This window comes from Achromobacter pestifer (assembly GCF_013267355.1).
GTDB lineage: Bacteria > Pseudomonadota > Gammaproteobacteria > Burkholderiales > Burkholderiaceae_B > Achromobacter > Achromobacter pestifer_A.
The window spans coordinates 3,414,842-3,426,989 of record NZ_CP053985.1; the positions used below are offsets into that span (position 1 = coordinate 3,414,842).

A 12,148-nucleotide genomic window follows, 5' to 3' on the forward strand; every position below is an offset into this window, starting at 1 on the left:
AATTCAAGAGACCTGCCGCCGCCCGCCGCCGATCGCCGGCGTGGGGCTGCGGGGGATGCGTTGTCCGTCGAACAGGGCGGGAAAGGCCGGCACGTGTTCACCGTTGGCGAGTTCCTGTGATACGGCTCCCGGCCGCAGACCGCGGATGAGCGCCAGCGCTTCGGCTGGCGGTCGAACGTTCCCGGCCGGAATCTGCATTTCCCGCATCTGCTTGAGCACGGCCTCGCGGGTCTGCGGCAGGGTCCAGGCTTCCACCTGGGCATCGAAGTGCGCCGCGCGGCGTATGCGTTCCTTGATGGGGGCGTCAACGGCGCCGATCAGCGGACGCAGGCGCGCCCAATATCTGTCCAGCCCGCCCAGGATGTAGACGTGTCCGTCCGCGCAGCGGTAGATGCTGGAAGGCGCCGACGCGCGGTCGCGGTTGCCCATGGGCGGATCCAGTGTTTCGCCTTCGCTCAGCGCCAGCGCCGCCGGTCCGAGCAGCATCGCGGACGCCACCTCCATCATGGAGAGATCGATCAAGCGCGCGCGTCCTTCGAGCACCGCCATCGCGCAGGCCAGGCCCGCGTACAGGCCGCTGAACATGTCCACGGGCCAGCTTGTGGACAAGCGCGGCGAGCCGTCCTCGTCGCCGTTCAAGAGCGCGTAGCCCGATTCGCATTGCGCGATGGTGTCCATGCAGATGCGGTCGTCCTGCTGCCCATAGCCGGAGATGAGCGCGATGGTCAGGCCGGGATGGCGTTCGCGTAGGGCCGGACCCTGCAGATCGAGGCGGGCGAGCGATCCCGGCGCCAGATTGCAGATGAAGGCGTCGGCCTGCGCCAGCAGCCTCTCCAGCGCCTCGCGTCCATCCGGCGCGCCCAGGTCCAGCACCTGGCTGCGCTTGCCGGTGTTGAAGCTGCGGGCGTAGAAGCTGCCGAAGCCATTGCCCGGCAAGGTACGCACGCCATCGCCGCGCGGCGGCTCGATCTTGACCACGTCGGCGCCGAAATCCGCCAGGTACTGCGCGGCGGTAGGGCCGGCGATGAACTGCGACAGTTCGATGACGCGCTTGCCGGCGAGTGGACGGGGTGTGTCGGCCTCAGGCATGGATCACCCGCTTGGCTTTGTGGACGGTGCGCGGCAGGGTGCCGTTTTCCACCACTTCCACGTGAAAGCGCACCTGCAGGCGATCGCGCAGCAGCTGCGACAGCTTTTCGCCCAGGTCGGCGCTGGCGCCGGGTTCGCGTTCGACGCGCAGCTTCACGCCAGTCAGAAAGCCGGTGCTCGGGTCCTTCACGCTGTCGTCGATGATGATCACGTACTCATTGCTGACGCCGGCAAAGCCCCGGACCACGTCCTCGATGGCGGAGGGGAAAAGATTCACGCCGCGCACAATCAGCATATCGTCGGCTCGGCCAAGCACGCCGCCTGGCAGGCGGGCATGGGTGCGGCCATCGGGGCCCGGGCGGCTGTCGCGGACCACGATGTCGCCAGTCCACCAGCGCACCAACGGGCAGGCTTGCTTGTCCAAGTGGGTGAGCACCAGCACGCCGCGTTCGCCATCGGCCACCGGCTCATGCGTGTCGGGGTGCAGGATCTCGACGTAGATGAAATCCTCGGCCAGGGTGGGGCCGAGCTGTGCGGCGGTATCCCAGCCTATGGGTTGGCATTCCAGGGCGCCGTAACAGTCGAACATCTTGGCGCCCCACAGGCGCTCGATGCGTTCGCGCGTGCCGGTCACGCTGGCGCCGGGCTCGCCGCCGACGCAGACCATGCGCACGCGAGACTCGCGCAGGTCCCGTCCCATGGATTGGGCGGTCTCGGCCATGTGGGCCATGAAGGACGGGGTGCCGATGACGCAGTCCGTGCCGTACTGGAAGATCGTTTCCACCTGGCGTTGAGTGTCGCCGGACGAGCCCGGAATCACCAGCGCGCCGACCCGTTGCGCGGCCAGGGTGGCGCCCAGGCCGCCGACGAACCAGGCGTAATTGAACATGCATTGGAAGACGTCGCCGCGGCGCAGACCCTGGCCGTAGAGATAGCGGGCGTACAGCTCGGCCCAGCGGTCGACGTCGTGCTGGGTCCAAAGCACAGGGGCGGGCTGCGCCGTGGTGCCGGAGGAAAAGTGCACCCGCACGGCCTCGCCGGGCTGGACCGCGGCCAGCGTGCCGAAGGGCGGGGCGGCGCGCAGGCCTTCGAGATAGTCGCGCTTGTGGGTGAAGGGTAGGCGTCTCAGGTCCGCCAGGGTCTTGAGATCCTCGGGGACGAAACCCGCATCCGCGAAGACCTTCCCGTAATGCACGCTGGTGTCCGCGACGCGCCGCAGCTGCCGGCGCAAGGCGTCGATCTGGAAACTCTCGATGCGGTCGCGCGACCAGGTTTCGACCTCACTCCAGATGGTACTGGAATAGGGGAGTTGCTCTTGCTGCTTCATCATTGGAGTCCTTGAGTAGACCCCGCAGCGCGTAGGCCGCGAGGGTATGCGCGATATCGTCGATCGCCGCTTCGCTCTGCAGACGCCGCTGGCTGTACCACACGGTGGCCCAGTTCAGCGCGCCAAAGAAGGGTTTGCTCAACAGCTTGGCGGGAAGGTCGACGAAGGCGCGCTCGCGGATGCCGTCGTCGATCACCTCGACGAACATCTGCTCGTAGTCATCGCGCATCTTCACCACGGACCGCAGCCGCTTGGCGGCCGCCGAGGCTTCGAGCAGATGGCGCTCCAGCCCCTGTACCGCGACCTTTTGCATCGGCAGTTCCTTCAACAGAATCTGGGTATGCCGCAGCGCCATGGCCGACAGGCGTTCGACCGCGTTGCCGCTGCCACGGGCGATGGGATCGATTTCGTCGGTCAGCCTGGTCATTGCCGCCACCTGGACGTCGAAGAACAGGTCCGCCTTGCTCCGGTAGTGGTGGTAGATGCGGCCCTTGGTGGCGCCTAAACGTTGGGCGACCGCGTCGATGGAAGTGGCCGCATAGCCGAACTCCATGAAGAGTTCCGCGGCCGCCAGCAGGATTTCTTCGCGCGACTCGCCGCCGCCCACTTCTGCCGGGTTCTGTTGTGCACTCACCATTGCTACCTCTTTTCGGAATCGGGTCAAATAGCCAGCTCTTCCGCCTCCTTGCGAACCGCGCGCGACAAGACCAGCCGCTGGATTTCGGAAGAGCCCTCATAGATCTCAAGTATGCGCTGGTCGCGGTACAGCCGCTCGGCCACCGTAGGCTTGCAATAGCCCAGCCCGCCCCAGATCTGAACGGTATTGTCCACTACCCGGTGCGAAACCTCCGAGGCGAACAGCTTGGCCATGGCGCCCAGGTTGGAGACATCTTCCTGGCGGTCGTAGGCTTGGGCGGCCTGGTACAGCATCATGCGGGCAGCTGAGATCTCCGTGGCCATGTCGGCCAGGCGAAAGCCGATGGCCTGGTTGTCCCCGATGGGTTGGCCGAATGTCCGGCGCGACACGGCGCGGACCGCGGCCTCGCGGTAGCCCGCCAGCGCCACGCCCAGGGATTGGGCGGCGACCATGATGCGGCCGACGTTCAGCGTCTGCAGCGCCAGGCGCAGTGCGCGGTTGAGCTCGCCGACCTGGGCGCTGTCGGGAACGACCAGGTCAAGTTTCAGGTTCGAGGTCTGGGTGCCGCGGATGCCCATCTTGTCGGAGAGTTCGTCGATGACCGCGCCCGGCTGCTCCTTATCGACCATGAAGGCGCTGATGCCGCGTCCTCCTGCCGTGGGGTCGGTTTTGGCAAAGACCACGTAGTAGCGCGAAGCCCCGCCATTGCCGATCCAGTATTTCTCCCCGCGCAGGCGCCAGCCGCCGCCTTCGCGCACGGCCGTGGCCTCGATGGCAGCGGCGTCCGAACCGGCGATGCGCTCGGAAAGTGCAAAGCTGGTGGCGCGGCCCTCGGCCATTTCGCGCAGATAGAAGGATTTCTGCTCGTCCGTGCCGGCCAGCAGCAGGGGAAACGCGCCCAGCTGATAGGCGCACATGATGGCGGCGGTCGAAGCGCAGTGCGTGCCCAAGGCTTCGACTACCGCCACGGTGGCGACCAGGTTGGCGCCTTGGCCGCCCCATTGCGTGGGCAGGAACAGGCCGGTGAATTTGTGTTCGACCAGGGCGGAAATTGTCTCCCAGGGATAGCGTTGTTCACGGTCCAGCTCGGGGGCGAGCGGCGCGAAGCGCTCGGAGCCCAGCTTGTGGGCCAGAGCCTGCCAGCGGGCAGCGTTGTCGTCCAGCGTCGGATTCCAGATAACGGTCACTTCGAGTTCTCCAGTGTGGTCGCCATGGCCTTGGGACGCTTGCGACGTGTCGCCAGCAGGCCCATCAGCCCTTGCGGAAAGAAAGCCAGAACAAGGATCAGCAGGCTACCGAGCACGATCTTGTCGATGTAGCCGCCGAATGAGAAGAATTTTTCTTGAATCAGGACCAGCGCCGTGGCCAGCAGCGGCCCCAGCAGTTGGCGGCGGCCGATCAGCACGACGGCAGTCAACATCAGGATGAGAAAGTAGGTTTCCAGGATGTCGGCGCTGACGTAGGCGCGCTGATAGGCATAGAGCCAGCCCGCGCAGGCGGTGATGGGCGCCGAAAAGAGGAAGACCTGCAAGCGCACTCTGAGCGGATCGATGCCGTTCATGGTGGCCAGGCGCGGGTTCAGGTGCACCATCAACGCCGCTTGCCCCAGGCGCGAGTGGCGGAAGCGGTCCACCAGGTAGAGGGTGATCGCCAGGAGCGCGAATGCGTAGGGCCAAAGCGTCTGGTCATTGCCGGCATTGAGCGGCCATCCGCCGATGGACAGGTCCAGCGTCGGTAGGCCGCGGATGCCATCCGATCCTCCCAGGAATGTCCAGTTCGCGGCCAAGGTCATGGCGACCACGGCCACGGCGTATGTCACCAGCGAGAAGACGAATTCGCGCAAGCGCAGGGTGATCAGGCCGATCACGGCCGCCAGGGCCAGTGCGACGGCGATGGACGCGGCCAGCGTCAGCCAGGCGCCCGCGCCGGCGCGGGTGGCCAGCAATGCCGTCACGTAGGCGCCGGCGGCAAAGAACACCGTATGGCCCAGGCTGACCTCGCCCAGATCGGAGACGATCACGTCCAGGCCATAGGCCATGACGGCCATGATGGCGATCAGCACGGCGGCGCTGTAGAGGGCCTGGCTGCCGCCCAGCCAGGCAGGTAGGAAGAACACCACGACGGCGCCGGGCAGCAGCGCGAGGCGGGAGGCGGAAAGCGTGGTCATCAATGGACTCCCTTCATGGCGCCGGCGCTCAGGCCGCCGGGGCGCAGCACCAGGAGGGCAATCAGCACGGCGAAGGCCGCGGCCGTCGCGTAAGCGGGCGAGACCAGGGCGCTGAACAGCGCGGTGAAGACGCCGAGCGCCACGCCGGCGACGTAGCTGCCGGTCACGCTGCCGATGCCGCCCAGCACGACCACTACGAAAGTGATGATGACCTCTTCGAAGCCCATGGAGGTCAGTATCGGCGTGCGCGGCGCCACCAGCCCGGCCGCCAGGGCGACTGCCGCGCCTTCGAAAGCGAACACGCCGTAATAGACGCGCCGCACGTTGATGCCCGCCAGCTGCGCCAGCTTGGGATCCTCGGCCACCATGCGCACCAGCCGGCCGGCGCGGCTGCCGTCGAGCACGCGCTTGAGCAGCAGGAACAGCAGGATGGCGGCCGCCACGATGGCGGCGTCCTGCCAGGTGAGCCATAGGTCGCCGATCTCGATGTCGCGCTGCGACCAGGCGGTATCCAGGATCTGCCCGGTCGAGCCGAAGGCCAGCGATGCCGCGCCGTGCATGACATAGCCGAAGCCCAAGGTCATTATCATGATCGACACCAGGTTCTGTTCGAAGGTGGCCCGCAGCATGATGCGCTGCATGGCGACCCCGATCAGTGCGCCGGCCGCCATGGCCAGCGGCAGGGCCAGCAGATAGGGCAGGCCGGCGGTGGTGGTCGCCCACCAGGTGACGAAGGCGCCCAGCATGTACATCTGGCCATGGCCGAAGTTGACCAGCCGGGCCACGCCCAGCAGCAAGGTCCAGCCTATGGCGATGAGCGCATAGGCGTGGCCGAGCACCAGGCCGTTGATCAATTGTTGCAGCAGGCTCATGTCGTATGTGCTCCCAGATAGGCTTGCGCGATGCGCGGGTCGGCGCCTACCTCGGCGGCTGGACCCTGCAGCACCAGCCGGCCGCGTTCGAGCAGCAGCAGGCGGTCGACCACCTGCAAGGCGGCGCGCACGTTCTGTTCGACCAGCAGAATCGCCAGGCCGGCGCTGGCCAGCGAGCGCAGGCTTTGCAGCACCTGCGTCACCAGCATGGGCGCCAGTCCGATGGAGGGCTCATCCAGCAGCAAGGCGCGGGGGCCCATCATGAGCGAGCGGCCGATGCCCAGCATTTGCCGTTCGCCGCCCGACAGCTGGCCGCCCAGGTGATGGCGGCGCTCGCGCAGGCGCGGGAACAGATCGTAGATGTCGTCGCGCCGGTAATAGCGGCGTGAGGACTCGCCGGACGGCGTGATCGCGGGGGCGAGGTTTTCTTCCACCGTCATGCGCGAAAACACCAGACGCGACTCGGGCACCAGCAGCAGGCCGGCGCGCACGCGTTCGTGCGTAGGCAGGTCGCTTATGGGCCGTTGCGACAGCATGACCTCGCCGTTGACGGCAGGCTGGCCGCGCGACCAGCCCAGCAAGGCGTTGACCAGGGTCGACTTGCCGGCGCCGTTGGCGCCTATGACCCCGACGATCTCTCCCGCCTGCAGATCCAGCTGATCGAGCTGCAGCACGCGGTTGCCGGCATAGGCGACTTCGAGGCGGCGTGCGCTCAGCACGGGTGGAGCGGACGTCATGATTCGCCTCCGAGATAGGCCTGCAGCACGCGCGGATCGCGCTGGATCTGCACCGGCGTCCCGCAGGCCAGGGTTCTGCCGAGGTTGAGGACGCAAATGCTGTCGGCGACGGACATGATGAGGTCCATGTGGTGCTCGATCACCACCAGCGCCACTCCCTCGGCCTTGAGCGAACGCAAGAGCGCGGTCAAGGCCGTCATGTCGGCGCCGCCCAGTCCGGCGGCCGGCTCGTCCAGCAGCAGCACGTCGGCGCCGGAGCCATAGGCAAGCGCGATCGACAGCATGCGCTGCATGCCATAGGAGATTTCGTGGGGCTTCAGGGCGTGGCATTCCGGCGGCAGGCCGAAGCGCTCCAGCCGTTCGCCCGCCTGGTCGCGCAGGGCCTGCGCCTGCCGGCGCGCCGTCAGCGGGCGCAGAATGCAGGTGCCGAGGCCGGCGGTGCCGCCCAGCGCCGCCACCATGTTGTCGCGCACGCTCAGCTGGTCAAAGAAGGAGTTCTGCTGGAAGGCGCGCTTGATGCCCAGCCGCGCCAGCCCATGGGCCGGCACGGCGCTGATGTTGCGCCCGCGCAGGTGCACGCTGCCGCTGCGAGGTATCAGCGCAGAAACGGCGTCGTAGCAGGAACTCTTGCCGGCGCCGTTCGGGCCGATGATGCCCAGCAGATCGCCGGAGCTGACTTCCCAGCTGACGTCTTCCAGGGCGACCAGGGCGCCGTAGCGCACGGCCAGGCTTTCCACGCGCAGGGCGGCAGTCATGGCCGGACCACGATCTTGCGGTCCTTGACCGTGAACAGGTAGTAGTGCGATTGCAGCTGGCCATTGGGCTCGAAGGTGATGTCGCCCATGAGCGTGCCCTGGAAACTGCCGCCGCGTATGCGTTTGGCCACGGGTTCGCGATCGAGCGTCTTGAGCTCGTTGACCGCCTGGGCCCATACCTGCAGCGACGTCGCGCCTAGCGCCATGAATTTGTCCGGCGTGTACTTGAACATCTCCTGCGTCTTGGCAACAAAGCGCTTGTTGGCGCTGTTCGAAGCGAAGGGCTCGACATCGGGGAAGTAGATGTCCGCGCCTATCAGGCCGTCCGAGGCGTCGCCGGCCACGTTGATGACGCTGGGCGCGACGGTGCCGACTGCGCTGACCAGTTGGCCCGGCAAGCGTGACTGGCGGGCCTGCCGGATGATGGCGGGCATGCCCAGACCCTCGTTGGCATTGATGGCGACGGTGACGTCTGGCTTGGCCGCGCGCACATTGGTCATCGCGACCCGGAAGTCGGCCTGGGTGAACGGGAATTTTTCCTCGGCCACCTTCTCATAGGGATGCCCGAGGGCTTTCAAGGCCTTCTCGATGGACTCCTGTGCGCCATTGCCATAGGCGTCGTTCTCGGTAAGAAACGCGACGCGCTTGGCACCGGCGGTCTTGGCGATGTATTCGGCGATGACCGTGCCGTCCTGGGCATTGGAGCTGTTCAGCCGGATCGCCAGCGGATTGCCTTCGCCGGAAAGAATCGGGTCGGCCTTGGAGATCGCGGTGATGTCCAACACGCCGGCGCGGGCGATAACGGGCTGCATCGCCAGCGTCACCGGGCTGTTCCAGCCTTCGATGATGACTGCCACGCCAGCGCTGACGAGTTCGGTGGCGCGCGATACGCCGACCGCCGGCGTGGATTCGTCATCGCGCGACACGATCTCGATCGGACGGCCGAGCACGCCGCCGTCTTCATTGATCACCGCGGCCATGGCCTGAATCGCCTGCGTGACGTGCTGGCCTTGCGGGCCCGCGCCGCCCGACAGCGGGAAGATGACGCCTACCTTGATGGGCGCCGGCGCTGCCCCGGCGGGCGCGCACAAGGCCATCGAGGCCGCTAGCGCCAGGGGCGGCGCCATGCGCAACAACTGTTGTATCCGCTTCATGCCTGTCTCCTGATTTTTGTGGCGCCAGTCTGCGCCGGCGCTGCGGTGGACTAGGCCACCGTGCTGCATAAATGGGGACTGCGAGGTGCAACGGTTGACGGAGGCCGCGGACCGGGGCGTTCCCCGGACCCAAAATCGGCTGTCGATGCAAACATACCATTCGGTATTTTTGATGGTCAACTTAAGATTTGAAATTTCATTCTAGGCATTTTCCCTAGGTAAAAATCAGGTTGGTTTGTTTTTATTGAGTGGATACTGGTCGGTATGTATGATGGGGTTTTCTTTTTTCGGCACTGAGGGCTATGGCATGAAGACAGAAGGCAGCAGCGCGCTGGTGACTGGCGGCGCTTCCGGGCTGGGCTTGGCGACGGCGCAACGCCTGGTCGCCCTGGGCATGAAGGTGGTGATCGCGGATCTGCCAGGCTCTGCCGGCGCGGCCGCCGCCGGCGAGATCGGGGCGCGGTTCTCGCCGGCCGACGTCACCCTCGAGACTGACGTGCAGGCCGCCTGCGAACTGGCCGCGGCGCTCGGTCCCTTGCGGGTGCTGGTGCATTGCGCCGGCCGCGGCGGACCGGTGCGCCTCATCGACAAGGAGGGAAATCCAGGGTCGCTGGAGACCTACACGGACATTGTCCGCATCAATCTGATCGGAACTTTCAATACCCTGCGCGTGGCGGCGGCGCATATGGCGCGCAACCCGGTGGACGATGAAGGCGAGCGGGGCGTTTGCATCCTGACGGCTTCGGTGGCTGCCTACGAAGGCCAGATCGGCCAGATCGGCTACGCCTCATCCAAGGCAGGCGTCGTGGGCATGACCCTCGTAGCGGCGCGCGACCTGGCCAGCAAGGCCATCCGTGTCTGCACCATTGCACCCGGAATTTTCGATACGCCCATGTTGGCACGCGTATCCGACGAGGCCCGCAAGACCCTGTCCGCGTCGGTGCCGCACCCGGCGCGTCTGGGCACGCCGGCAGAGTACGCCTTGCTGGCCGAACACATCATTGCCAACCCCATGCTCAATGGCGAAACCATCCGTCTGGACGGCGCCCTGCGGATGGCCTCGCGCTGATACCAAGAGGAGATACCGATGACCGAAGCGAAGACAGAAAACGATGAGGTACTGCTGGAGAGCAGCGAAGGAATCCTGACGATCACCCTCAACCGTCCGCAGGCGCGCAATGCAGTGACACTGGCCGTGGCGCGCGCCATTGCCGCGGCCGTGGATGAGCTGGACCGCCGCGACGATCTGCGCATCGGCATCCTGACGGGCGCCGGCGGCTCCTTTTGCGCCGGGATGGACTTGAAAGGCTTTCTGCGCGGCGAACGGCCCAGCATCGACGGGCGCGGATTCGGCGGCCTGACCATGCGGCCGCCAAAAAAACCGCTCATCGCGGCCGTCGAAGGGTATGCCCTGGCGGGCGGATTCGAGCTGGTGCTGGCCTGCGATATGGTGGTCGCGGCGGAAAACGCGCAGTTCGGCGTTCCCGAAGTCAAACGCGGACTCGCCGCCACGGCGGGTGGGCTGGTGCGCCTGCCGCGCCAACTGCCTTACCGGGTGGCCATGGAACTGGCCTTGACTGGCGACATGTTTCCCGCGACGCGGGCCCTGGGCTACGGTCTGATCAATCAGGTGAGCGCGCCTGGTGAAGCGCTGGAACGCGCGCGGGAGCTGGCGCGCCGCATCGTCGCCAACGGGCCGCAGGCCGTGGCCGCCAGCAAGCGCGTCATCGTGGCGTCGCAAGGCTGGCCGGCGGACGAGGTCTGGAGCCGTCAGGCCGAGCTGACCGAGCATGTCTTCACGTCTGCCGATGCGCGCGAAGGCTCCGCCGCCTTTGCCGAAAAGCGCGCGCCTGTCTGGCAGGGGAGGTGAGACATGGCAGCCGACGCGCGTTTTGACGGGCCTGGGCCCGACGTCCGCCATCAGGCCGGTCTGCAGGAAGGCCGCATCCTGTTGCAGCACTGCGACGACTGCGCCAGCGTGCGCTTTCCGCCCGCGTTGGTATGCCGCGCCTGCGGCAGTCCACGTCTGACGTGGCGTGAGTCGCCGGGCGCTGGCGTGGTGTATTCGACCACCAAGGTGCGCGACCGCGGCGGCGACTACAACGTCTCGCTGGTCGAAGTGGAAGGCGGGGCGCGGATGATGAGTCGCGTCGAGGGCGTGGACGCCCCAGTCATCGGTTCGCGGGTGCGCGCACGCATCGTCGCGGGGGATGACGGGCACTACATTGTGTTCGACGCTCAGGGAGCACGCTCATGAACGCCCGCTTGCGGGGCCGCTGCGCGATTGCCGGCATAGGCAATACGCGGCGCTGGAATGCGCCCGGCCGTTCCCCCTTTGATCAGTTGCAGGAGGCGGCGATCCTGGCGCTGGAAGACTGCGGCCTGGGCGTGAAGGACGTGGATGGCCTGTACTGCGCCATGTCCACGTCCGGCCTGCCGGTGCTGAACGTGGCGGAGCGGCTGGGTATCCAGCCGCGCCAGGCGGATGGCACGATGGTGGGCGGCGCGTCCTTCCTGTTCCACCTGCAATCGGCGATGGCCGCGTTGGAAACCGGGCTGTGCGATGTCGCCCTGATCTGCTATGGCTCGAATCAGCTGACCGCGGGCGGCAAGCTGGCTTCCATGCCGGATCCGCAGCCTTACGAGGCGCCCTTCGCGCCGCGTTATCCGATCTCCAGTTATGCGCTAGCCGCCGCGCGGCACATGCACCAGTACGGGACCACGCGCGAGCAACTGGCGGACGTGGCCGTGGCGGCGCGCCTGTGGGCGCAGCGCAACCCCGATGCTTACGTGCGCGGCCCGTTGACCCGCGCGGATGTGCTGGCCTCGCGCATGGTCAGCGACCCGCTCAGCAAGGCGGATTGCTGCCTGGTGACCGATGGCGGCGCCGCCGTGGCGCTGGTGCGCGCGGAGCGCGCGCGCGACCTGCGCCGGCCGCCGGTCTATGTGCTGGGAACCGGCGTGGCGACCAGTCACAGGCAGATTTCCGCCATGCCGGATCTGGCCGCCACCTGCGCGGTCGAGTCGGGGCGGCGCGTCTATGCGATGGCCGGACTGTCGCCGCGCGACATCGGCCATCTCATGGTCTATGACGCATTCACCATCAACACGATCCTGTTCCTGGAGGATCTGGGCTTTTGCGCCAAGGGGGAGGGCGGCGCCTTCGTCGCCAGCGGCGCCATTGCGCCGGGCGGCTCGCTGGCGGTCAACACCAACGGCGGCGGGTTGTCCTGCAACCATCCCGGCATGTACGGCCTGTACACCTTGCTGGAATCGGTGCAGCAGTTGCGCGGCGAGGCGGGCGAGCGGCAGGTGCCGGATGTGCAGGTGTCGCTGGCGCATGCCAACGGCGGCGTGCTGTCCAGTCAGGCCACGGCCATACTCGGCACCGCCGACGCATTGTGAGGTTT

The 12,148-nt window shown here is 66.9% G+C and carries 13 protein-coding genes; 4 read left to right on the forward strand and 9 right to left on the reverse strand.

The genetic code is table 11. The annotated features are described in order from the left end of the window. Positions 1 to 3: 3 nt before the first annotated feature. Genes FOC84_RS16495 through FOC84_RS16535 form a run of 9 tightly spaced genes read right to left on the reverse strand, consistent with a single transcriptional unit; the run spans position 4 to position 8,738 of the window. Positions 4 to 1,089, reverse strand: a complete 1,086-nt coding sequence (locus FOC84_RS16495) for a CoA transferase (protein WP_173145357.1) — start codon at positions 1,087 to 1,089, stop codon at positions 4 to 6. Then, a complete protein-coding gene (locus tag FOC84_RS16500; RefSeq protein WP_173150193.1) occupies positions 1,082 to 2,416 on the reverse strand; it encodes a phenylacetate--CoA ligase family protein in 1,335 nt (444 codons plus the stop codon). Before FOC84_RS16500 ends, FOC84_RS16495 begins: the two co-directional genes overlap by 8 nt. Next, a complete protein-coding gene (locus FOC84_RS16505; RefSeq protein ID WP_173145358.1) occupies positions 2,370 to 3,053 on the reverse strand; it encodes a TetR/AcrR family transcriptional regulator in 684 nt (227 codons plus the stop codon). The genes FOC84_RS16500 and FOC84_RS16505 overlap by 47 nt, the downstream gene beginning before the upstream one ends. A gap of 23 nt (positions 3,054 to 3,076) precedes the next feature. Further along, positions 3,077 to 4,240, reverse strand: a complete 1,164-nt coding sequence (locus tag FOC84_RS16510) for an acyl-CoA dehydrogenase family protein (RefSeq protein ID WP_173145359.1) — start codon at positions 4,238 to 4,240, stop codon at positions 3,077 to 3,079. Further along, entirely contained in the window at positions 4,237 to 5,220 is a 984-nt protein-coding gene (locus FOC84_RS16515; RefSeq protein WP_173145360.1) for a branched-chain amino acid ABC transporter permease, read from the reverse strand. Before FOC84_RS16515 ends, FOC84_RS16510 begins: the two co-directional genes overlap by 4 nt. Then, positions 5,220 to 6,092: a branched-chain amino acid ABC transporter permease gene (locus FOC84_RS16520; RefSeq protein ID WP_173145361.1), complete on the reverse strand. Its 873-nt coding sequence runs from the start codon at positions 6,090 to 6,092 to the stop codon at positions 5,220 to 5,222. Before FOC84_RS16520 ends, FOC84_RS16515 begins: the two co-directional genes overlap by 1 nt. Beyond that, positions 6,089 to 6,829, reverse strand: a complete 741-nt coding sequence (locus tag FOC84_RS16525; RefSeq protein WP_173145362.1) for an ABC transporter ATP-binding protein — start codon at positions 6,827 to 6,829, stop codon at positions 6,089 to 6,091. Before FOC84_RS16525 ends, FOC84_RS16520 begins: the two co-directional genes overlap by 4 nt. Further along, positions 6,826 to 7,584: an ABC transporter ATP-binding protein gene (locus FOC84_RS16530; protein ID WP_173145363.1), complete on the reverse strand. Its 759-nt coding sequence runs from the start codon at positions 7,582 to 7,584 to the stop codon at positions 6,826 to 6,828. Before FOC84_RS16530 ends, FOC84_RS16525 begins: the two co-directional genes overlap by 4 nt. Beyond that, positions 7,581 to 8,738, reverse strand: a complete 1,158-nt coding sequence (locus FOC84_RS16535) for an ABC transporter substrate-binding protein (protein ID WP_254241988.1) — start codon at positions 8,736 to 8,738, stop codon at positions 7,581 to 7,583. The genes FOC84_RS16530 and FOC84_RS16535 overlap by 4 nt, the downstream gene beginning before the upstream one ends. Before the next feature lie 307 nt (positions 8,739 to 9,045). On the opposite strand from FOC84_RS16535, the gene FOC84_RS16540 reads away from it, so the two are divergent. The 4 genes from FOC84_RS16540 to FOC84_RS16555 are packed head-to-tail and all read left to right on the forward strand — an operon-like array spanning position 9,046 to position 12,143. Beyond that, a complete protein-coding gene (locus FOC84_RS16540; RefSeq protein WP_173145364.1) occupies positions 9,046 to 9,807 on the forward strand; it encodes an SDR family NAD(P)-dependent oxidoreductase in 762 nt (253 codons plus the stop codon). Positions 9,808 to 9,825: 18 nt separating this feature from the next. Then, the gene (locus FOC84_RS16545) at positions 9,826 to 10,608 is read left to right on the forward strand and encodes a crotonase/enoyl-CoA hydratase family protein (protein ID WP_173145365.1); all 783 of its coding nucleotides are present in this window, start codon (positions 9,826 to 9,828) and stop codon (positions 10,606 to 10,608) included. 3 nt (positions 10,609 to 10,611) lie between these two features. After that, positions 10,612 to 10,995: a Zn-ribbon domain-containing OB-fold protein gene (locus FOC84_RS16550; protein ID WP_173145366.1), complete on the forward strand. Its 384-nt coding sequence runs from the start codon at positions 10,612 to 10,614 to the stop codon at positions 10,993 to 10,995. Then, complete coding sequence (locus FOC84_RS16555; RefSeq protein WP_173145367.1) at positions 10,992 to 12,143, forward strand: thiolase; 1,152 nt, start codon at positions 10,992 to 10,994, stop codon at positions 12,141 to 12,143. Before FOC84_RS16550 ends, FOC84_RS16555 begins: the two co-directional genes overlap by 4 nt. Positions 12,144 to 12,148: the final 5 nt, after the last annotated feature.

What these genes read in the sequence shown, in the direction of transcription:
- FOC84_RS16550 (WP_173145366.1), top strand. Translation starts at nt 10,612, where the DNA reads ATGGCAGCCGACGCGCGTTTTGACGGGCCTGGGCCCGACGTCCGCCAT.
- FOC84_RS16545 (WP_173145365.1), top strand. Translation starts at nt 9,826, where the DNA reads ATGACCGAAGCGAAGACAGAAAACGATGAGGTACTGCTGGAGAGCAGC.
- FOC84_RS16505 (WP_173145358.1), bottom strand. Translation starts at nt 3,053, where the DNA reads ATGGTGAGTGCACAACAGAACCCGGCAGAAGTGGGCGGCGGCGAGTCG.
- FOC84_RS16525 (WP_173145362.1), bottom strand. Translation starts at nt 6,829, where the DNA reads ATGACGTCCGCTCCACCCGTGCTGAGCGCACGCCGCCTCGAAGTCGCC.
- FOC84_RS16535 (WP_254241988.1), bottom strand. Translation starts at nt 8,738, where the DNA reads ATGAAGCGGATACAACAGTTGTTGCGCATGGCGCCGCCCCTGGCGCTA.
- FOC84_RS16500 (WP_173150193.1), bottom strand. Translation starts at nt 2,416, where the DNA reads ATGAAGCAGCAAGAGCAACTCCCCTATTCCAGTACCATCTGGAGTGAG.
- FOC84_RS16495 (WP_173145357.1), bottom strand. Translation starts at nt 1,089, where the DNA reads ATGCCTGAGGCCGACACACCCCGTCCACTCGCCGGCAAGCGCGTCATC.
- FOC84_RS16530 (WP_173145363.1), bottom strand. Translation starts at nt 7,584, where the DNA reads ATGACTGCCGCCCTGCGCGTGGAAAGCCTGGCCGTGCGCTACGGCGCC.
- FOC84_RS16555 (WP_173145367.1), top strand. Translation starts at nt 10,992, where the DNA reads ATGAACGCCCGCTTGCGGGGCCGCTGCGCGATTGCCGGCATAGGCAAT.
- FOC84_RS16515 (WP_173145360.1), bottom strand. Translation starts at nt 5,220, where the DNA reads ATGACCACGCTTTCCGCCTCCCGCCTCGCGCTGCTGCCCGGCGCCGTC.
- FOC84_RS16540 (WP_173145364.1), top strand. Translation starts at nt 9,046, where the DNA reads ATGAAGACAGAAGGCAGCAGCGCGCTGGTGACTGGCGGCGCTTCCGGG.
- FOC84_RS16520 (WP_173145361.1), bottom strand. Translation starts at nt 6,092, where the DNA reads ATGAGCCTGCTGCAACAATTGATCAACGGCCTGGTGCTCGGCCACGCC.